The following is an 18,863-nucleotide window of genomic DNA, read 5'->3' on the forward strand; positions in this document are numbered from 1 at the left end:
GCGTTGATACGACGGGGCGAATTGCAAGAACGACGCCATCGCCCATTCTCAACTGTCATTCCCCGCGAAGGCGGGGGATCCAGTACGCCGCGGCTTCTCGGTATGACGCACGGCCTCTGGAATACTGGATCGCCCGTTTTCGCGGGCGATGACACCTTCCAAGACTGCACTAGCGGCGGCCTAATCCTCGATCCCGTACCGATGCAGATCGTTGCCGTAGGTATCGAGCCACTTCTTGGCGCGCTCCATCGACGGGCACACCTTGCCGCACACGCGCCAGAACCGCGGCGAGTGGTTCATCTCGACGAGGTGGGCGACTTCGTGGGCGGCGAGATAGTCGAGCACGAAGGGCGGTGCGAGGATCAGGCGCCAGGAGAACGACAGCGAGCCTGCCGAGGTGCAGGAGCCCCAGCGGCTCGACTGGTCGCGGATCGAGAGCCGCTTCACCCTGACGCCGAGCTCGGCGGCATAGGCCTGCGCCGAACGCTGCAGATCGTGGCGCGCCTCGCGCTTGAGCCAGTCATGGACACGGCGGTCGATGTGCTCGTAGCCGCCGGCGACACAAAGAATGCGTTCGCCGCTGTCGCGCACCTCGGTCCACACCGTGCCGCGCTCGCCGGCGCGATGCACGATCCGGTGCGGCACGCCGCGGAGCGGTATCACCGTTCCCGCCTGGAAGGGCGCCGCCTTCGGCAAACGCCCGAGGCGCGCTGCGATCCAGCCGCCGTGACGTTGCGCGAAGTCGCGCGCATCGGCCAGCGTGCCGCGCGGCGGCATGGTGAGGATGGCTTCGCGATCGCTGGGATGGATTCTCAGCGTGTAGCGGCGGGCGCGGCGGTGCCGGCGCAGCCGGATCGCAAAATATTGCGAGCCATGCTTGATCAGGAGAGTCGAGGGTTCGTGAGGCCGCCGATAGAGGAGCGCGCGAGTGGCCATGTCTGTCAGTCCGGGGAGGAGAAGTTCGCCCGGATTCTGCCATAACCGCCGCCAGGGAAAGCGCTCGGCGCAAAAACAAATCATTTGCCCAATATACAGGGGTCCGCCGCTCGCGAGACCCTACAGGCTGGGGTTGGAACCGGCTTTTTTCGCCCGCTCTGGGCGCATGCGGCCTCCCCAAAGGCTGAGGGCGGACTCACTCCTATAAAGCTACCTAAATACCGCGAATCTGGACCGGCTTCGGGCCTCCCGACGGGGTCGGAGGAGGCCCGAATTCCGCGCTATCGGCGGGATTTTTCGCCTATTCGGCCGCTGCAGCGAGCGAAGCCTTGGGATTCGCGGCCGAGATCATGAAATCGTGGATGCGCGGAACGATTTCCGACTTGAAGCGCGAGCCGTTGAACACGCCGTAATGTCCGACGCCCTGCTGCACATAGTGCACGCGGCGACGCTCGGGGATCGAGCTGCACAAACCATGCGTGGCTTCGGTCTGACCGAGGCCGGAAATGTCGTCTTTCTCGCCTTCCACCGTCATCAGCGCGACGCGCGTGATCTTGGACGGGTCCACGCGTGTGCCGCGATGGGTCATCTCGCCCTTCGGCAGCGCATGCTTCACGAATACGGTGTCGACCGTCTGCAGATAGTACTCGGCGGTCAGGTCCATGACCGCGAGATATTCGTCATAGAAGTCGCGGTGCTTGTCGGCGAGATCGCCGTCGCCCTTCACCAGATGGGCGAAGAGCTGCTTGTGCGCATCCATGTGGCGGTCGAGATTCATGCTGATGAAGCCGTTGAGCTGCAAAAATCCCGGATAGACGTCGCGCATCATGCCCGGATGCGGGAACGGCACCTTGGTGATGACGTGATTGCGGAACCAGTCGATGCCGCGCTGTTCGGCGAGCTTGTTCACGGCGGTCGGATTGCGGCGGGTGTCGATCGGGCCGCCCATCAGCGTCATCGAGGTCGGCACGAAGGGATCGCGCTGCGCTTCCATGATCGAGACGGCCGCCACGACAGGAACCGAGGGCTGGCACACCGCCATCACATGGGTGTTGCCGCCGAGCACGTGCAGCATCTCGATGACGTAGTCGATGTAGTCGTCGAGATCGAAGCGGCCTTCGCTGAGCGGCACCATGCGGGCGTCGGCCCAATCGGTGATGTAGACCTCATGCGCCGGCAGGAACGCTTCGACGGTGCCGCGGAGCAGCGTGGCATAGTGACCGGACATCGGCGCCACGATCAGCACGCGCGGCTGCGGGCTGCGCAACGGGCGGGTGAACTTGCGATCGAAATAGAGCAGCCGGCAAAACGGCTTTTCCCAGACCGAGCGGACCTCGACGGGGACGCGGATGCCGTTGACCTCGGTGTCGTTGAGGCCCCATTCCGGCTTGCCGTAGCGGCGCGTGGTGCGCTCGAACAATTCGCAGGCCGCCGCCAGCGACTTGCCGACATCGGTGTGCGACCAGGGATTCAAGGGATTCTGAAACAGGATCTTGGTGGCGTCGGTCACCGCGCGTGCCGGATTGAGAGAGGCCTGCGCCATCTCGTACATCCAGTACATCGGCGTCGTGATTACCGGACTGCCTTCGGCCACTAAGGGCGGTGCGCCGCCAAACTCACCAATGGGCATTATCGTTTCATCCTCTTGCATCGCAGCATACTGCCGAATGCGTAATATTGCGTCAATGCACGGTTCCGTACATCTACGTGCTCAAGACGCAAAAATGAGCCAGAAATCCACGGGTAAGTGGCGCTATTCGCTACCGGACAGCAATGAGCCGTTTTTCTTGGCGCTGCGCAAAAGGGCAAGGAATGCCCCAAAAGATGCAACCAGCAGGAGGCCATTGATGAGGATTGCAGCCAGCATGAGGTCGGTTCGGAAGGTGCCCTCGATCAACAGCGCCCGCATGCCCTCGAACACATAGGTCGGCGGCAGCGACCAGGCGACGTATTGCAGCCAGGCGGGCAGCACACTGACCGGATAATAGATGCAGGCGAGCGGCATCAGCGCGAACATCAGCGTCCAGACGATGCTTTCGGCCCCAAGGCCGTTCCTAAGCACCAGGCCCGAGACGAAGATGCCGACCGACCAGCTCGTGAAGATCAGATTGCAGAAGAACGCGATCAGCGGCAGGCCGAGGCTGTAGAGATTGAAGTGAAACAGGAACAGCGCCAGCAGCGTCATCGGGATGATGCCGATCGCGAGCCGGATCAGGCTCATGATCATGAGCGCGAGCAGAAACTCGATCGGCTTCAGCGGGCTCATCATGAGATTGCCGATGTTGCGCGACCACATCTCCTCCAGGAAGGAGATGGAGAAGCCGAGCTGGCCGCGGAACAGGATGTCCCAGAGGATGACGGCGCCGATCAGCGTGCCGCCGGCGCGCGCGAAGAAATTGGCGTTCTCAGCGATATAGAGCTGAAGGAAGCCCCAGGTGATGATCTGGAGGATCGGCCAGTACAACAGCTCCAGCAGCCGCGGCCAGGACGACAGCAGCAGATACCAGTAGCGCAGGATCATCGCGTTGATGCGGTGCATCGCCAGGCCGCGATGCAGCGTGAGCTCGTTCATCGCAACGTCTCCTGAACCCGCCCGCGCGCGACGTCCAGAAACACCTCTTCCAGCGTCGAGCGATTATAGCGGGCCATGATGGCGTCGGGCGTATCATCGTCCTCGATGCGGCCGCGCTTCATGATGATGACGCGGTCGCAGAGACGCTCGACCTCGAGCATGTTGTGCGAGGCGAGCAGGATGGTCGCGCCATTGTCCCTGCGATAGGTCTCCAGATGCGCCCGCACCCAATCGGCCGTATCCGGATCGAGCGAGGCGGTCGGCTCGTCCAGGAGCAACAGCTCGGGCTCGTTGATCAGGGCTTTCGCCAGCGCAACGCGGGTCTTCTGCCCGGCGGAAAGTTTTCCGTTGGCGCGGTCGAGGAATTCGTTGAGGTCGAGATCTTCGGCAAGTCTTGCGATGCGCGCCTTCAGGTCGCTCACCGCATAGAGCTTGCCGAAGATGGTCAGGTTCTGCCGCACGGTGAGGCGCATCGGCATGTCGACATAGGGGCTCTCGAAGTTCATCCGCCCGAGCACGTCGGCGCTCTCCTCCGGCATCCGATGGCCGAGCACGGTCACCTTGCCCGAGGTCGGCAGCACCAGGCCCATGATCATCGCGATCGTGGTGGTCTTGCCGGCGCCGTTGCCGCCGAGCAGCCCGGTGATGCTGCCGCGGGAAAGGGAAAACGAGATGCCGTCGACGGCGCGGGTCTGCTTGTAGACCTTGACCAGACGATCGACCTCGATGGCCGCGGGGAGCCTGCGATCCGCGACAGTCGGCCAGCTTGAAGCCTTGTCATTCTCGGTCATGCTGGCCGTTCTTCTGCTATTGCAGCGGGGAGCGCAAGACTTGAACTAACAAGACTTGACCTGAAAAGACTTGTGACCCGGCGGATTGTGTGAGCCGCCATGTTTGTGATCGGGCTCTCGCGTCGCTAGATAGGTTGCCATGACCGAAATTGCCGCCTCCGAGTTTCGCCATCCGCAGCGACACATCCGCCTGGATACGATCCTGCGGCTGCGCTGGCTCGCGGTGCTCGGCCAGCTTGCCGCCATCTTCATCGTGGCGCAGGGGCTGGAATTCAACGTCGCGATCATCCCCTGCGTCACCATCATCGGGCTGTCGGCAGCGCTCAATCTGGCCCTGCAAACGGCGGTCAATCCGATGCAGCGGCTGGAGCCGGCGCAGGCGGCAGGCCTGCTCGCGCTCAATATCGTGGAACTGGCCGCGCTGTTGTTCTTTACCGGCGGCTTGCAGAACCCGTTCTCGTTCCTGTTCCTGGCGCCGGTGCTGATCTCGGCCACCGCGCTGCCGGCGCGACTGACGTTCGGCCTCGGCCTGCTCGCGGTCGCCTGCGCCTCGATCCTGTTCTTCTATCATCTGCCGCTGCCGTGGGATTCCGACGACCCGCTGGTGCTGCCGCCGATCTATCTGGTCGGCGTCTGGCTCTCGATCGCGCTCGCGATCGGCGTCACCAGCCTCTACTCCTTCCAGGTGACCGAGGAGGCGCGCAAGCTCGCGAACGCGCTCGCCGCAACCGAGCTGGTGCTGACGCGCGAGCAGCATTTGACCCAGCTCGACGGGCTCGCTGCCGCCGCCGCGCATGAGCTCGGCACGCCGCTCGCAACGATCTTCCTGATCTCGCGCGAGCTCGAGAAGACGGTGAAGGACCCGACCCTGGTGGGCGACTTGAAGACCTTGCGCGAACAGACGCAACGGTGCCGGGACATCCTGAGCAAGATCACCCAGCTGTCCTCGACCGGCGCGCCGTTCGACCAGATGAAGGTGTCCGAGCTGATCGAGGAGGTGGTGGCTCCGCACCGCGATTTCGGCGTCGCCATCAAGGTCAGGATCGCAGTCGCCGCTGCCACGGAACCGGTCGGCTCGCGCAATCCGGCGGTACTTTATGGTGTCGGCAACATCGTCGAAAATGCCGTCGATTTCGCGCATACCACCGTGGAGGTGAACGCCTGGTGGAACAACGACACCATCGAGATCGTGATTTCCGACGACGGGCCGGGCATTCCGCCCGACCTGCTGAACCGGATCGGCGAGCCCTATCTCTCGCGACGACGGCCGCAGGATGAGAGCGGAAGCGAGCGGCGTGGCCTCGGCCTCGGCGTGTTCATCGCGCGCACGTTACTCGAGCGGACCGGCGCCAAGGTCTCGTTTACCAACCGGACGTTCCCGGAGCACGGCGCCGTGGTGCAGATCGCCTGGCCGCGAGAGCGTTTTGAGACTATCGAGACGCTCGAAGAAACAATAGGATAGACCGCGACCTTGCGTCGCACAAAACCACTGGTCGACCATTGGCGGCCTTGGCATCGCGCGATTGCGCCGCCATATATAGACGCGTTGGAGAGAGGAAAAAACCTTGAACGCCATCGCCGAACTGAATGAACAGACCGACCGCTCGCTTCTGATCGTGGAGGACGACAAGCCGTTCCTGGAGCGGCTGTCGCGTGCCATGGAGACGCGCGGGTTCACCGTAACATCGTGTGACACCGTGTCGGATGGATTGGCTGAGATCGGCAAGGCCGCGCCTGCCTTCGCCGTGGTCGATCTGCGGCTCGGCGACGGCAACGGCCTCGACGTCGTCTCGGCGCTGAAGAAGAAGCGCCCCGAGGCGCGCGCCATCGTACTCACGGGCTACGGCAACATCGCGACCGCGGTAACAGCAGTGAAGATGGGCGCAATCGACTATCTCTCAAAACCTGCTGACGCCGACGACGTCGTCGCGGCATTGCTCTCGACCGGGACGGAAAAGTCCGAGCTGCCGGCGAATCCGATGTCGGCCGACCGCGTGCGCTGGGAGCACATCCAGCGCATCTACGAGATGTGCAACCGCAACGTCTCGGAAACCGCGCGCCGCCTCAACATGCACCGCCGCACGCTCCAGCGCATTCTGGCCAAGCGCGCGCCGAGGTAAGGTTGGACCCTGTAGGGTGGGCAAAGGCGCAAAGCGCCGTGCCCACCATCTGTCCGCGACGGAGATAGTAGTGGTGGGCACGGTTCGCCTTGCCCACTGTGCAGACTTACTCGATTGTTGAGGTAATTTCGCGGGCTCCACTTTTCGCACCGCCATAGCGCCTTCTCACTTGGGCGCCCTTCATGAAAGAATGGGCGCGAATGATCGGCTCTACGACTGCAAACAGCCGATCAGCATCCGGACCATACATGTAGAGACTGCCATCGCTGCCATCGACGGCGATTTCATTGCCGTCGTATTCGCCGACCTCGGCCTTCGAGATGGCCGCGTCCAATTGGCCTTCCAATTCAAAAAGCCTATCCAAATTCGTAGATCCGTAGCGAAATCTTATGATGACGGCATGTTCGGTCATATGAGTTCCTACATTAATCCTGCGATCGAAGGAATGATCCTCGAGGCCTATTTCCAGAAGGGGCCTCAGGGCCCATTTTACGAACGCGGTCGTTAAACGATGGTGGGCACGCTTCGCTCTGCCCACCCTACGGCTGCTGCATTCGCGGCACCCCTACTCCCAAAACTCCGCATGGCCCTGCGGATCGACCAGCCGGTTGATCCTGAGCGCGGCCGCCATGGCAAAACGCACCGTCATCTGCTTGCGGGTGGCCGCCGCAAGCTTGTGCTCGGGCGCCTCGCAATGCAGATGCGCGCCATAGGCGTCCGCGATGATCAACCCGGTGCCTTCAGGAAAGATCTCGCAGGGCAGATCCTGCGTGAAGGCGAAGAACAGCCGGTCGCAATGGGCGCGGTAGTCCTGCCATTTCTGATCGGCGCGCAAATCCTCGACCGACGACTTGATCTCGACGATCCAGATCTCGCCACGCTCGTTCAGCGCCACGAGATCGGCTCTGCGGCCTGACGGCAGCGGCAATTCGCTGATGCAGGTGAAGCCGAGCGAGCGCAGCAGCCGCGCCGTGCCGCGCGCAATCGCAAGCGCCGTCTCGGATTGACGGCCATCGGGCGGCGGCACGAGGGCGAGGTTGCGGGCGGTGGAGTCCATGGGAGGGAGATTAGCCGATTCCGTGGGGTGCGGACACCATTCACTCGTCATTCCGGGGCGCGCGAAGCGCGAGCCCGGAATCCATAGCCACAGGGAGACCTTGGGGCGCGGAACTGGTAACCACGAGTCTTCGTCAAACTCGATCCTGTGGTTATGGGTCCCGGGCTCGCGACTTCGTCGCGCCCCGGGACGACAATCAAGGTGGCGCGACGATGACTCCCTCGCTGCCCCGCAGGTCCAGCACGCTCTCGAGCCGTTCGTCTTCGCGATCGAGATAGGTCGACACCAGGATCTTGCTGCCGAAGCCGATGGTGCTGGTGGTGAGCGCGACCGGCTCTGCACCGAGATTCAGGGCGACGGTCACCGCCTCGCCCTCGTACTCCCGGCGGTAGATCAGGAGATCGCCCTGCGCCGCGATCGGATGATAGGTGCCGGCAACAAGCGGCGGACATTGCTTCCTGAAGGCAATCAGGCGCTTGTAGAGATTGAGGATCGAGAACGCGTCGGCTTCGAGGTTGACGACGTTCTCATGCACATGGATCTCCGGCAGCGGCAGCCACGGCTTGACCCCGGAAAAACCGGCACAAGGCGATGAATCCCACTGCATCGGCGTGCGGCAGCCGTCGCGGCCGACACCGATGCCGGGCACGTTCTTCTCGAAGGGATCGCGCAAATCCTCAGGCGCGATCGTGACCTGCCGCATGCCGATCTCGTCGCCATAGTAGAGAGTCGGCGTGCCGCGCAAGGTGAGGAGCAGCATGGCCGCGACGCGCGCCTGTTCGGAGCCGACCCGGCTTGCGACGCGCGGGCGATCGTGATTGCCGAGCACCCAGTTCGGCCAGGCGCCCTTCGGCAACGCCTTCTCGTAGTCCTCGATGATCTTCTCGATCGCGCGCGCGCTCCAGAACGTCGACAGCAGCGCGAAATTGAACGGCATCTGCGCGCCGGTGAGATCGTTGCCGTAATAGGCCATGAGCCGGTGCAGCGGCAGATAGATCTCGCCGATCAGCACGCGGGCGTGGAACGCATCGGTGACGCGCCGCATCTCGGCGATCACCTCGTGCACGTCGGGCTGGTCGGTGGAATATTGCGTGAGGATCCTTTCGTGCGGCGGCCGGCCCTCGACATAATGCGGGTTCGGCGGATTGTCGCGAAACTCGGTGTCCTTGATCAGGTGCCAGATGACGTCGACACGAAAACCGTCGACGCCCTTCTCCAGCCAGAACCGCATCACGTCATAGATCGCCTCGCGCACCTGCGGGTTGCGCCAGTTGAGATCGGGCTGCTGGGCGAGGAAGGCGTGGTAGTAATATTGGCCGGTCGCCTCATCGAACTGCCAGGCGCTGCCGCCGAATTCCGACACCCAGTTGTTCGGCGCGCTGCCATCGTCCTTGCCGTCGCGCCAGATGTACCAGTCGCGCTTGGGATTATCGCGCGAGGACCGGCTCTCGATGAACCAGGGGTGCTGGTCCGAGGTGTGGTTCGGCACGAGGTCGAGAATCACTTTCAAGCCGTTCTCGTGCGCCACCGAGAGCAGCGCGTCGAAATCCGCCATGGTGCCGAACAGCGGATCGATGGCGGTATAGTCGGAAATGTCGTAGCCGAAATCGGCCATCGGCGAGGGAAAGATCGGCGACAGCCAGATCGCATCGACGCCGAGCGATTTGACGTAAGGCAGGCGCCTGAGGATGCCGGTGAGGTCGCCGACCCCGTCGCCATCGCTGTCCTGAAAGGAGCGCGGGTAGATCTGATAGAAGATGCCGTCGCGCCACCAGTTGCCATCGCCCTGAGCCATGTCACCACCCTGTGATCCACTTTGCGCAATGCAACGCGCCTGATACGCCTGGGTTCAGAGCAGCAGGGCATTGGGACGGTGGTATGACGCTGTTCCGCCGTCGTGGGGCGCGAATCTTTTGCTTGGCGGGCGGGCAAAAATCAGCATTGTGAGGCCATGACCCAAGAAAACGACACTGGACAAGATACTCAGGCCAAGGCGGGTGCGGTCATCGTCCCCGTCACGCTGTTCGAGCAGAACTGCACCATCATCTGGAACGAGCCCAGCAAGAAGGCGGTCGTGATCGACCCCGGCGGGGACGTGCCAAAGATCCTCGACGCGATCAAGCAGACCGGCGTCACCGTGGAGAAGATCTGGCTCACGCATGGCCACATCGATCACGTCGGCGGCGCGGCCGATTTGCGCGATGCGCTGAAGGTGCCGATCGAGGGCCCGCATGTCGCGGACAAGTTCCTGCTCGACAACGTCGTCGAGAGCGGCGCGCGCTTCGGCATGACCGGTGTACGCAACTTTGCGCCGGACCGCTGGCTCGAAGAGGGCGACACGGTCGCGATCGGCGATCTCTCCTTCGAGATTTTTCACTGCCCCGGCCATTCGCCCGGCAGCGTGGTGTTCTTCAACAAGGAGTTGCGCTTCGCCCATGTCGGCGACGTCCTGTTCGCGGGCTCGGTCGGACGCACCGACCTGCCCGGCGGCAGCCACGCCACGCTGATCAACTCGATCAAGACAAAGCTGCTGCCGCTCGGCGACGATGTCGGCTTCATCTGCGGCCATGGCGCCGGCTCGAGCATCGGCCAGGAGCGGATGACCAATCCGTTCATCACCGGCGAGATGTAGGACCTACTCAGCGGCCTCGGCGAGCGCCGCCGGCTCGCTTAGGTGACGCTCGCCCCAGTCTCTGATAGCCGCGATCACAGGCACAAAGCTCTTGCCCTTGCGGGTCAGGCGATATTCGACCTTGGGCGGCACGACCGCATAGTCCTTGCGGTCGATCAGGCCGCTCAGCGTCAGCGCTTTCAATTCGCGGCTGAGCACGCGCGGGGTGATTTCCGAGCTGCCATCGGTGCCGCGCAACAATCCGCTCCTGATCTCGCCGTAGCGGCGCGGGCCGTCCTTGAGGTCCCAGACGATCCTGAGCTTGTATTTGCCGCTGATCATCTTCTGGAACGCCGCAACCGGGCACGAGCGGAGCATTTTTGCTTTCGCCATGGCGCACCTCCTTTGGAGTGAGGATAGGAGCGGCACGAAAAAAGTCCATACTATCAATTTTGTCCATACTTGCAGAACGGCTCCCAAGGGGCAGATGATCCCCACACGACGAAAGGGAGCGTCACATGAAGCACTTCATGATCAAGTACGAGTTCAGGAGCGGCACCAAGGACGCCTGGCACGCGGAGATCGCGCGCTTCATCAAGGCGATCGAGAACGATCCGGAACTGAAGGGCCGGATCAGCTATCGCTGCATGAAGAACCGCGACGACGGCAGCTACTTCCATCTCGCAGGGGTCACGGACGATGCGGCCCAGAAGACGCTGCAATCGCGCGACTTCTTCAAGCACTATACGGAGATGACACGGACGGTCGCAGGCGGCGAGGTGACGGTGACACCGATCGAGATGATCGACGCCACGGCGTAGTGTGGATTAATGCGGCGGTGCCGCCAACAACTCCGCCGTCGTCCCGGACAAGTGTAAGCGCAGATCCGGGACGACGGCGTTGCGCTACTTCATCAGGCCCGCGGCCGTGAGCGCGCGCGTAATGATGGCGCCGAGATCGAGGCCGCGCTCGCCCTCAGTCTTCTCTTTCCTGGCCTTCGGCGCGGCCTCCGCCTTGCGGATCGAGCGTGCAAGATGCGGCGCCGGCGACAAGGCCGGTGCCGGCTTCGCCGCAGCAGACTTCGGCGACGGCGCCGAGGCTCTGTTCCACTCGGTCAGTCCGAAGAATTTTGCGATGTGGTAGGACGAGGAAATGCCGGCCTCGATCAGGAAGGCGCCTTCGCTACCGTAGCGATGGTCGTTGTCGGCGATGCCGAGCGGCGTGCCGTGCGCCATGTCGGTGATGGTAAAGGACTCGACGACGGTCTCGCCGTCCTTGTTCCACCAGGCCTGACGCGGATAGCCGTCGACCATGGCTTCGGCCATCGCCGCCTGCGGCAAATCGTGCAGATCGAGCCACTGCTTGACGATCTCGTCGGCATTGCCGGGATTGACGGTGCGATCGGCGGTGCCGTGCCAGACCGACATTTTTGGCCAGGGGCCGCGATGGGTCGAGGCCTGACGCACGAGATCGCCCAGCGCACGCGCGGGCCGCTCGGGCGAGTGAAACATGCCGTCGAGCGCCTGGCGCAGGTTCGAGGCCACGCCGAACGGCAGGCCGGCGATGACGGCACCCGCCGCAAACACTTCCGGATAGGTCGCGAGCATCACCGACGTCATGGCGCCGCCGGCGGAGAGGCCGGTGATGAAGATTCGGCGCGCATCGATGCCGTGCGCCGTGACCATGTGCGCGATCATCGCGCGGATCGAAGCCGCCTCGCCCTTGTCGCGCGCGACGTCGTCCGGATTGAACCAGTTGAAACAGGTGTTGCCGTTGTTGGCGCGCTGTTGCTCGGGCATCAACAGTGCAACGCCGTAGTGCTTTGCGAGCGTCGACCAGCCCGCACCGAGATCGTAGCCCGCGGCCGTCTGGCCGCAGCCGTGCAGCACGACGACGAGCGCGCGCGGCTGCTGCAATTGCGGCGGCACGAACGAGAACATGCGCAGCTCGCCCGGATTGGCGCCGAAGGCGGTGACCTCCGCCAGCGGGCTGTGCAGCCCGGCGCTTCGTCCACCGACGCGCAGACCGCCACGCTTTGGCAGACGTCTTAAGAGATCGACATTCCTGGCTAACGACACCGACAGCTCCCCCATGGGCGACTTCCAACGTCCACCCAAAGCAAATAGTTGCTGCGGCGCAAAATAAAAAGAGTGTGTGCTGTCACACTACCCGGTAATTCACGGGGATTAACCGAATTGCCAAAAGTTCATGCATGAGCGCGACGCATCCATGTCAGAAATGCGACGCAGATCATGATTAACGTCGCAAACAAGGCGAGCGAAATCAAAAATGCTGCACGCGATGAGTGTGCAGATTCGACAGCGAAATACACCGCGCCGATTGCGGCCACACCGGCCGCATTACCGATTTGTATTGTTGTGCCGTACATGCCCGACGCAGAGCCTGCGGCTGCAGGCTTCACCGTCGAGAGCACGGCGCTCGACAACGGCGCCATCACGAGGCCCTGGCCGTAACCGAAGACGATCAGGGCGAGCGCGAGCGACAGGGACGGCGCGTCGATGCTTGCTGCAGCTAGCGCAAGCGCGGCGAGGCCGACGGTCTGCAACACGCAGCCTTCGATCAGGACCTTCGTGCCGCGATGCCGCGCCCGCGCGCCGCTGTGGCGCGACGCCAGTACGAAAGCGAACGCGAGCGGAAGCAACACCATGCCCGCCGTGAGCGGCGCGATGTGCAGGCCCTTCTGCATGAACAGGGTCAGAACCAGATAGAACGAGAGATTGGCGACAAAGAAGAAGAAGGCCGCACCCAGCCCGCGCAGGAAGGCCGCATCCGACAACAGCGAGAGATCGATCAGCGGCATGCCGCCGCCGTCGGCAATCGCCCGCTCGAGCCGCAGGAAGGCGGCAAGGATCGCAACGCCGATGCCCATCACCGCCCACAGCCATGGCGTCCAGCCGAGATCATGGCCGAACAGCAGCGGCCCGATCAGGCACAACAGCCCTGCGAACAATACCAGGCTGCCAACGATATCGAGCCGCGTGCCGGCACGGCGCGGCACCGACGGCATGATTTTTAGCGCGGCTGCCGCGATCATCAGGCCGAAGGGTACGTTGACGAAGAAGACCGAGCGCCAGCCGGTATCAGCGAGATCGATCGTCACCAGGAGGCCGCCGAGCAGGAAGCCGGCGGCGCCGGCAAGCCCGAGCACGATGCCGTAGATCGCGAAGGCGCGGCTGCGTGATTCATCGGCGAACAGCAGATGCAGCGTCGCCAGCACCTGCGGCACCATCAGCGCGGCGGTGGCGCCTTGCGCGAGCCGCGCGAAAATCAGCTCGGGGCCTGATTGCGCAAGGCCGCACCACAGCGACGTGAGCGTGAAGCCGAGCACGCCGGCCAGGAACACGTTCCTGGTGCCGGGGATGTCGCCGAGCCGCCCGCCGGTCACCACCAGCGTCGCATAGGCGATGAGGTAGATCGCGATGACCGATTCGATCTGGGCCGGCGTCGCATGCAGATCGACCGCGATGGTGGGTATGGCGACGTTCACGACAAAGGCATCGACGCCGAACATGAACTGGGCGGCGACGACGGTCGCCAGCACCCACCAGCGGCGTGACGTATCGATTTCTCTTGCGACGATCTGATGCATGGGGGTTCGTTGGCGGGCTCGTTGCGCTGGGATGACTCGCCAATGATCCCAGACCTGCATCACGCCTGCGATTACGTCGGAGGTAAGCAGCCCTTGCAGATATCGCCGCGCAGGCATGGCCGGCGCGCATGACATTCCACGCGGCGGCATTCGCTGCGATTGCGTCGTGCCCGCCCAGCACGTAGCGTGGCCCGCACCAACCAACAAGAAATCGACCGGAGAGAAACCCATGGCGCGCCTGAAATTCGGAGCCTTCCTTGCCCCGCATCACCCGATCGGGGAGCATCCGATGTTGCAGTTCCGGCGCGACCTCGACCTCGTCGAGCAGCTCGATGCGCTCGGCTATGACGAGTTCTGGTGCGGTGAGCACCATTCCTCCGGCTGGGAGATGATCGCTTCACCGGAGATGTTTTTGGCGGCGGCCGGCGAGCGCACCAAGCGCATCAAGCTCGGCACCGGCGTCGTCTCGCTGCCCTATCATCATCCCTTCAACGTCGCCCAGCGCATGGTGCAGCTCGACCACATGACGGGCGGCCGCGCCATCTTCGGCTCCGGCCCCGGCGCTCTCGCCTCCGACGCGCACACGCTCGGCATCGACCCGATGACGCAGCGCGACCGCCAGGACGAGGCGATCAGCGTCATCCGCCGCCTGTTCAACGGTGAGCGCGTCACCGCGAGGAGCGACTGGTTCACCATGAACGACGCGGCGCTGCAGATCCTACCCTTGCAGGAGGAGATGCCGTTCGTCGTGGCCTCGCAGATCTCGCCCTCGGGCATGACGCTGGCCGGCAAATACGGCATCGGCATCATCTCGCTGGGCTCGATGACGACGCAGGGCCTGATGTCGCTGCAGCAGCAATGGCAGTTCGCCGAGGACGCTGCCAGGAAGCACGGCACCAAGGTGAGCCGCGCCGACTGGCGCGTGCTGCTGACCTGGCACGTCGCCGAGACCCGCGAGCAGGCGCGCAAGGAGGCCGGCGCCGGCCTGATGCGCTGGCACAACGAGTATAATGTCGGCACCTTGCAGCGCCCGGGCCTCACCGCGTTCTCCTCGCCCGACGAGGCCGTCGACAAGACCGCTTTCGTGGAAGGCGCGGCGTCCACCATCGGCACGCCCGACGATCTCGTCAAAACCATCAAGAACGTGCTGCAGGTGTCCGGCGGCATCGGCGCCGTGATCGGCTTCGTGCACGACTGGGCCAACCCGGAGAACACCCGCCGGAGCTGGGATCTGGTCGCGCGCTACGTCGTGCCCGAGATCAACGGCTACATCGACGGCCTGCGCAAGTCGCAAAAATTCGTGATCGAGAACCGTGCGATCTTCGAGCGCGCGGGACAGGCGGTGATGGCCAAGATCATGGAGAACGACAAGGCTGCCGAGGCACTGAAGGTGACTGGCCCCGGCCGCGTCGCGATTCCCGCCGTCAATGCGCCGGATCTCCAGAAGGAAGCCGCCAAGCGCGGATGATGGCGCAGTGCGGCAGCCCTAACTGTCGCACGTCATTCCACGCGGCCTGTGCTAAGCTGGCCCGGCCTTCGCTAGCCCATCGGAGCCCTCAGCCATGACGATGCAGAATGTGGCCTCGCCCGTGACCAGCTTCACGCCGATCAAGCGCAATCAGCTCAAGCACATCCCGGGCGACGAGGGCTGGCCGATCATCGGCAAGACGCTCCAGGTGCTGGCCGATCCAAAGGGCCATATCGAAGCGTGCGGTGCGAAATACGGTCCGGTCTATCGCAGCCACATTTTTGGCGAGACCAGCGTCGTGCTGCTCGGGCCCGAGGCCAACGAGCTCGTGATGTTCGACCAGCAAAAGCTGTTCTCGTCGACCTTCGGCTGGGAGCGCGTGCTCGGCCGGCTGTTCCCGCGCGGCCTGATGCTGCTCGATTTCGACGAGCACCGACTGCATCGCAAGGCACTGTCGGTCGCCTTCAAGTCCGGGCCGATGAAGTCTTATCTCGGTGAGCTCGACAAGGGTATCGCGGCGCGCGTTGCGCAGTGGCGGGCCAAGCCTGGCACGATGCAGCTCTATCCGGCGATGAAGCAGCTCACGCTCGACCTCGCCGCGACCTCGTTCCTGGGCGCCGACATCGGGCCGGAGGTGGACGAGATCAACCGCGCCTTCGTCGACATGGTTGCGGCCGCCGTCACACCGATACGTTATCCCATTCCCGGCACGCAGATGGCGCGCGGCGTCGCGGGCCGAAAGCGCATCATCGCCTATTTCAAGCAGCAGATTCCACTGCGCCGCGGCAATCACGGCGGCGACGATCTGTTCTCGCAGCTCTGCCGCGCCACCCATGAGAACGGCGTGCTGCTGTCCGAGCAGGACATCGTCGATCACATGAGCTTCCTGATGATGGCAGCGCACGACACGCTGACCTCATCACTCACCTCCTTCATCGGCGAGCTCGCCGCGCATCCCGACTGGCAGCAGAAGCTGCGCGACGAAGTCATGGCTCTGAACCTGAGCGCCGACGCGCCGACCGGCTTCGACGATCTTGAAAAAATGCCGCTGTCGGAGATGGCCTTCAAGGAAGCTCTGCGCATCAAGCCGCCGGTACCATCGATGCCGCGACGAGCCGTGCGCGATTTCACCTTCAAGGGATTTACGATCCCCGCCGGCACCTCGGTCGGCGTCAATCCGCTGTACACCCACCACATGAAAGAGATCTGGCCGGAGCCCGATCATTTCGATCCGCTCCGCTTCACCGAGGACGCCCAGCGCAACCGCCATCGCTTCGCCTGGGTGCCGTTCGGCGGCGGCGCGCATATGTGCCTCGGCCTGCACTTCGCTTATATGCAGGCAAAATGCTTTGCGCGGCACTTCCTGCAGAACATCGAGGTGTCGCTGGAGCCGGGTTACAAGCCGGACTGGCAGATGTGGCCGATCCCCAAGCCGCGCGATGGGCTGAAGGTGACGGTGAAGGCGGTGTGAACGACCAACACCGTCATTGCGAGCGAAGCGAAGCAATCCACGTCTCCGCGGAAGCAGTCTGGATTGCTTCGTCGCAAGAGCTCCTCGCAATGACGGTGGATGCCGCGCGCTCCTACCCGCCCTGATCGAACGCCTTGCGCAAGGCGACATAACCCTGCTGCTGCTGGGTCCAGTTGCGGCCGCCGGTCATGGCGCCGTCGATGACGAGGTCGTGGCCGTTGATGAAGCTCGCTTCGTCGCTCGCCAGGAACACCGCAGCATGCGCGATGTCATCGGGCAGGCCGGCGCGCGGGATCGGCTGCGCGCTCTTGTAGACCTCGCGCATCACGGCCGGCGTCTTCTCGGCGGCCTCGGTGGATAGGCCCAGCGCCTTGCCGAAGATGCCGGTGGCGATCGCACCCGGCGAGATCGAATTGACGCGAACGTTGGACTCGCCGAGCTCCATCGCCACGCATTTGGTGAGATGGATGACGGCCGCCTTCGCCGCGCCATAGACCATCGAGGAGGAGAAGCCGGCAAGCCGGCCTGCGATGCTGCCGTTGTTGATGATGCTGCCGGATCCCTGTTTCTTCATATGCGGCGCGGCGTGCTTCATGCCGAGCATGACGCTGCGGACCAGCGTCGCCATCGCGGCGTCGAAGCGCTCGACCTCGAGTCCCTCGATGCCGCCGGTCTGTGCCGGGCCGCCGGCATTGTTGAACAGGCAATCGATCCGGCCGAATTTTTCCACCGCGAGATCGATCAGCGCGCGCATCTGGTCTTCGACCGTCACATCGGTCTGGCGGAACATGCAGGCAGCGCCGAGCTGCTTTGCCAGCGCCTCGCCTTCAGGTAGGCGCCGCCCCGCGATCACAATTTTGGCGCCTTCGGCAACGAAGACTTCGGCAGTCCGCAGTCCGATTCCGCTCGTCGCCCCCGTGATCACCGCAACCTTGCCGTCCAGCCGTCCCATGGCATGTTCCTGTTTTCTGATGATTTGACGCCAATTGACGGGCACCGCGCGGCGCCGTCGTCGCAGCGGACACTATTCCCGCCCGTCCGGGACAAGGCAAGCTATGCTTGCGCGGGCAGAATGCGTAACGTTCATGCCAGTGGTCCCCTACACGCATTCGCTACGCGGTCAGGCGACGCATGGTGAAGTTGATCGACGAATTCCGGCGCGGCTGGCAGGGCACCTCCCCGCCGTCGATTGCCACGAGCATCGCCTTCGCTGCCGCATGCCTGCTGCTCGCAACCCTGGTGCGCTGGGGTCTCGCTCAGGTGCGGCCGGACATCTTCTTCACGCCGTATTTTCCGGCCGTATTCTTTGCTGCCGCCTTCGGGGGCCTGCGGATCGGCGTCTTCACCGCGCTGGTCGGCGGCATGCTCGGCATCGCGGTCAATTTCGGCGAGACCCATCTCGATCGCGCGCGGTTCGTCCTCCTGGTGCTGTATTGGGCGGTCAGTGCGCTCACGATCTGGGGCGTCGAGCACTACCGCTCGCTGCTGATCGAGCAGCGCCGGATTTCAAAACGGCTGATCGAGGAAGAGCATTACCGCAAGCTCGTGGTCGACGAGCTGCAGCACCGGCTGAAGAACAAATTGTCTACCGTGCACGCCGTGCTGCACCAGGTGCTGCACGACCAGCCGCAGGTCTGGGCCAGGATCGATCCGCGGCTGCGCTCGCTGGCATCGACCGACGATCTGATCGCCAAGGTCGACAATTCCGGCTGCGACATCCGCGACCTCCTCATCTCCGAGCTCGGCCCTTACGGCCATGTCCGTTTCACGCTGAACGGCGACCGGCTGTTCCTCCCCGCAAAGCTCGCGGTCACGATGTCGCTGATGTTCCACGAGCTCGCCACCAATGCCAGCAAATATGGCGCGTTCTCCTCGCCGCGCGGCCTGCTGCAGGTGTCGTGGACCGTCTCCGACGGCCGCCTCATCATCACCTGGGACGAGACCGAAGGCCCGATCATCGACAAGGTCTCCCCGCCCGGCTTCGGCACCAAGCTCTTGAAGTCGGCGCTCCTGGCCTTCGACGGCAAGACCGAGATCTCCTATTTGAGGACCGGCGTCCACTGCATCATGCAATGCCGGCTTCCAAAGGTTTGACGCACTCCTCGAAGCGAAAGGCCGAGCGCCGCTTTCGCCCGCAGTTTCACAAGCGCCGTTGACACTCTGTTAATGACGATCGTCAGCGCCTGCCGCCGCGCCAAATTATAGACCGAACCAGCCCCGTATTTCT

General features: G+C 63.7%; 18 protein-coding genes. 7 read left to right on the forward strand and 11 right to left on the reverse strand.

Annotated elements, in window-relative coordinates; genetic code table 11:
* Positions 1–180: 180 nt before the first annotated feature.
* The 4 genes from KUF59_RS43610 to KUF59_RS43625 all read right to left on the reverse strand — a co-directional run bounded on the left by KUF59_RS43610 (position 181) and on the right by KUF59_RS43625 (position 4,299).
* Complete coding sequence (locus KUF59_RS43610) at positions 181–1,020, reverse strand: M48 family metallopeptidase (RefSeq protein ID WP_212462485.1); 840 nt, start codon at positions 1,018–1,020, stop codon at positions 181–183.
* A gap of 217 nt (positions 1,021–1,237) precedes the next feature.
* Positions 1,238–2,566, reverse strand: coding sequence for a polyhydroxyalkanoate depolymerase (locus KUF59_RS43615; protein WP_212462486.1), 1,329 nt, complete (start codon positions 2,564–2,566; stop codon positions 1,238–1,240).
* 123 nt (positions 2,567–2,689) lie between these two features.
* Positions 2,690–3,508 (reverse strand): ABC transporter permease, encoded by an 819-nt coding sequence (locus tag KUF59_RS43620; RefSeq protein ID WP_258768062.1) that lies wholly within the window; start codon positions 3,506–3,508, stop codon positions 2,690–2,692.
* Entirely contained in the window at positions 3,505–4,299 is a 795-nt protein-coding gene (locus KUF59_RS43625) for an ABC transporter ATP-binding protein (RefSeq protein WP_212462488.1), read from the reverse strand. Before KUF59_RS43625 ends, KUF59_RS43620 begins: the two co-directional genes overlap by 4 nt.
* A gap of 139 nt (positions 4,300–4,438) precedes the next feature.
* On the opposite strand from KUF59_RS43625, the gene KUF59_RS43630 reads away from it, so the two are divergent.
* Both KUF59_RS43630 and KUF59_RS43635 read left to right on the forward strand, forming a co-directional pair.
* Positions 4,439–5,761, forward strand: a complete 1,323-nt coding sequence (locus KUF59_RS43630; RefSeq protein ID WP_212462489.1) for an ActS/PrrB/RegB family redox-sensitive histidine kinase — start codon at positions 4,439–4,441, stop codon at positions 5,759–5,761.
* A 103-nt stretch (positions 5,762–5,864) separates the two neighbouring features.
* The gene (locus tag KUF59_RS43635; protein WP_212462490.1) at positions 5,865–6,419 is read left to right on the forward strand and encodes an ActR/PrrA/RegA family redox response regulator transcription factor; all 555 of its coding nucleotides are present in this window, start codon (positions 5,865–5,867) and stop codon (positions 6,417–6,419) included.
* A 106-nt stretch (positions 6,420–6,525) separates the two neighbouring features.
* Here KUF59_RS43635 and KUF59_RS43640 read toward each other — a convergent pair whose 3' ends face one another.
* The 3 genes from KUF59_RS43640 to KUF59_RS43650 form a co-directional block, all read right to left on the reverse strand.
* Complete coding sequence (locus tag KUF59_RS43640) at positions 6,526–6,831, reverse strand: Rossmann-fold NAD(P)-binding domain-containing protein (RefSeq protein ID WP_212462491.1); 306 nt, start codon at positions 6,829–6,831, stop codon at positions 6,526–6,528.
* A 153-nt stretch (positions 6,832–6,984) separates the two neighbouring features.
* The gene (locus KUF59_RS43645; protein WP_212406122.1) at positions 6,985–7,476 is read right to left on the reverse strand and encodes an MmcB family DNA repair protein; all 492 of its coding nucleotides are present in this window, start codon (positions 7,474–7,476) and stop codon (positions 6,985–6,987) included.
* A gap of 196 nt (positions 7,477–7,672) precedes the next feature.
* Positions 7,673–9,271 carry an alpha-amylase family glycosyl hydrolase gene (locus KUF59_RS43650; RefSeq protein WP_212462492.1) on the reverse strand — a complete coding sequence of 533 codons (1,599 nt, stop codon included), beginning with the start codon at positions 9,269–9,271 and terminating at the stop codon, positions 7,673–7,675.
* 156 nt (positions 9,272–9,427) lie between these two features.
* Here KUF59_RS43650 and KUF59_RS43655 point away from each other — a divergent pair, with 156 nt between their 5' ends.
* Positions 9,428–10,108 carry an MBL fold metallo-hydrolase gene (locus KUF59_RS43655; protein WP_212462493.1) on the forward strand — a complete coding sequence of 227 codons (681 nt, stop codon included), beginning with the start codon at positions 9,428–9,430 and terminating at the stop codon, positions 10,106–10,108.
* Between the two features lie 3 nt (positions 10,109–10,111).
* Here KUF59_RS43655 and KUF59_RS43660 read toward each other — a convergent pair whose 3' ends face one another.
* Positions 10,112–10,480, reverse strand: a complete 369-nt coding sequence (locus tag KUF59_RS43660; RefSeq protein WP_212462494.1) for a winged helix-turn-helix transcriptional regulator — start codon at positions 10,478–10,480, stop codon at positions 10,112–10,114.
* A gap of 125 nt (positions 10,481–10,605) precedes the next feature.
* Here KUF59_RS43660 and KUF59_RS43665 point away from each other — a divergent pair, with 125 nt between their 5' ends.
* Complete coding sequence (locus KUF59_RS43665) at positions 10,606–10,908, forward strand: hypothetical protein (RefSeq protein WP_212462495.1); 303 nt, start codon at positions 10,606–10,608, stop codon at positions 10,906–10,908.
* 84 nt (positions 10,909–10,992) lie between these two features.
* Here the strand turns inward: KUF59_RS43665 and KUF59_RS43670 are convergent, their stop codons facing one another.
* Positions 10,993–12,165, reverse strand: coding sequence for an extracellular catalytic domain type 1 short-chain-length polyhydroxyalkanoate depolymerase (locus tag KUF59_RS43670; RefSeq protein WP_258770093.1), 1,173 nt, complete (start codon positions 12,163–12,165; stop codon positions 10,993–10,995).
* Positions 12,166–12,293: 128 nt separating this feature from the next.
* Complete coding sequence (locus tag KUF59_RS43675; protein ID WP_258768063.1) at positions 12,294–13,697, reverse strand: MFS transporter; 1,404 nt, start codon at positions 13,695–13,697, stop codon at positions 12,294–12,296.
* 229 nt (positions 13,698–13,926) lie between these two features.
* Here KUF59_RS43675 and KUF59_RS43680 point away from each other — a divergent pair, with 229 nt between their 5' ends.
* Positions 13,927–15,165, forward strand: a complete 1,239-nt coding sequence (locus KUF59_RS43680) for an LLM class flavin-dependent oxidoreductase (protein WP_212462498.1) — start codon at positions 13,927–13,929, stop codon at positions 15,163–15,165.
* A 94-nt stretch (positions 15,166–15,259) separates the two neighbouring features.
* A complete protein-coding gene (locus KUF59_RS43685) occupies positions 15,260–16,636 on the forward strand; it encodes a cytochrome P450 (protein ID WP_212462499.1) in 1,377 nt (458 codons plus the stop codon).
* Positions 16,637–16,748: 112 nt separating this feature from the next.
* Here KUF59_RS43685 and KUF59_RS43690 read toward each other — a convergent pair whose 3' ends face one another.
* The gene (locus KUF59_RS43690; protein WP_212462500.1) at positions 16,749–17,588 is read right to left on the reverse strand and encodes an SDR family NAD(P)-dependent oxidoreductase; all 840 of its coding nucleotides are present in this window, start codon (positions 17,586–17,588) and stop codon (positions 16,749–16,751) included.
* 179 nt (positions 17,589–17,767) lie between these two features.
* Here KUF59_RS43690 and KUF59_RS43695 point away from each other — a divergent pair, with 179 nt between their 5' ends.
* The gene (locus tag KUF59_RS43695; protein ID WP_212462501.1) at positions 17,768–18,730 is read left to right on the forward strand and encodes a sensor histidine kinase; all 963 of its coding nucleotides are present in this window, start codon (positions 17,768–17,770) and stop codon (positions 18,728–18,730) included.
* The last annotated feature ends 133 nt before the right edge of the window (positions 18,731–18,863 follow it).

The organism is Bradyrhizobium arachidis (assembly GCF_024758505.1).
Classification (GTDB): Bacteria; Pseudomonadota; Alphaproteobacteria; order Rhizobiales; family Xanthobacteraceae; genus Bradyrhizobium; species Bradyrhizobium manausense_C.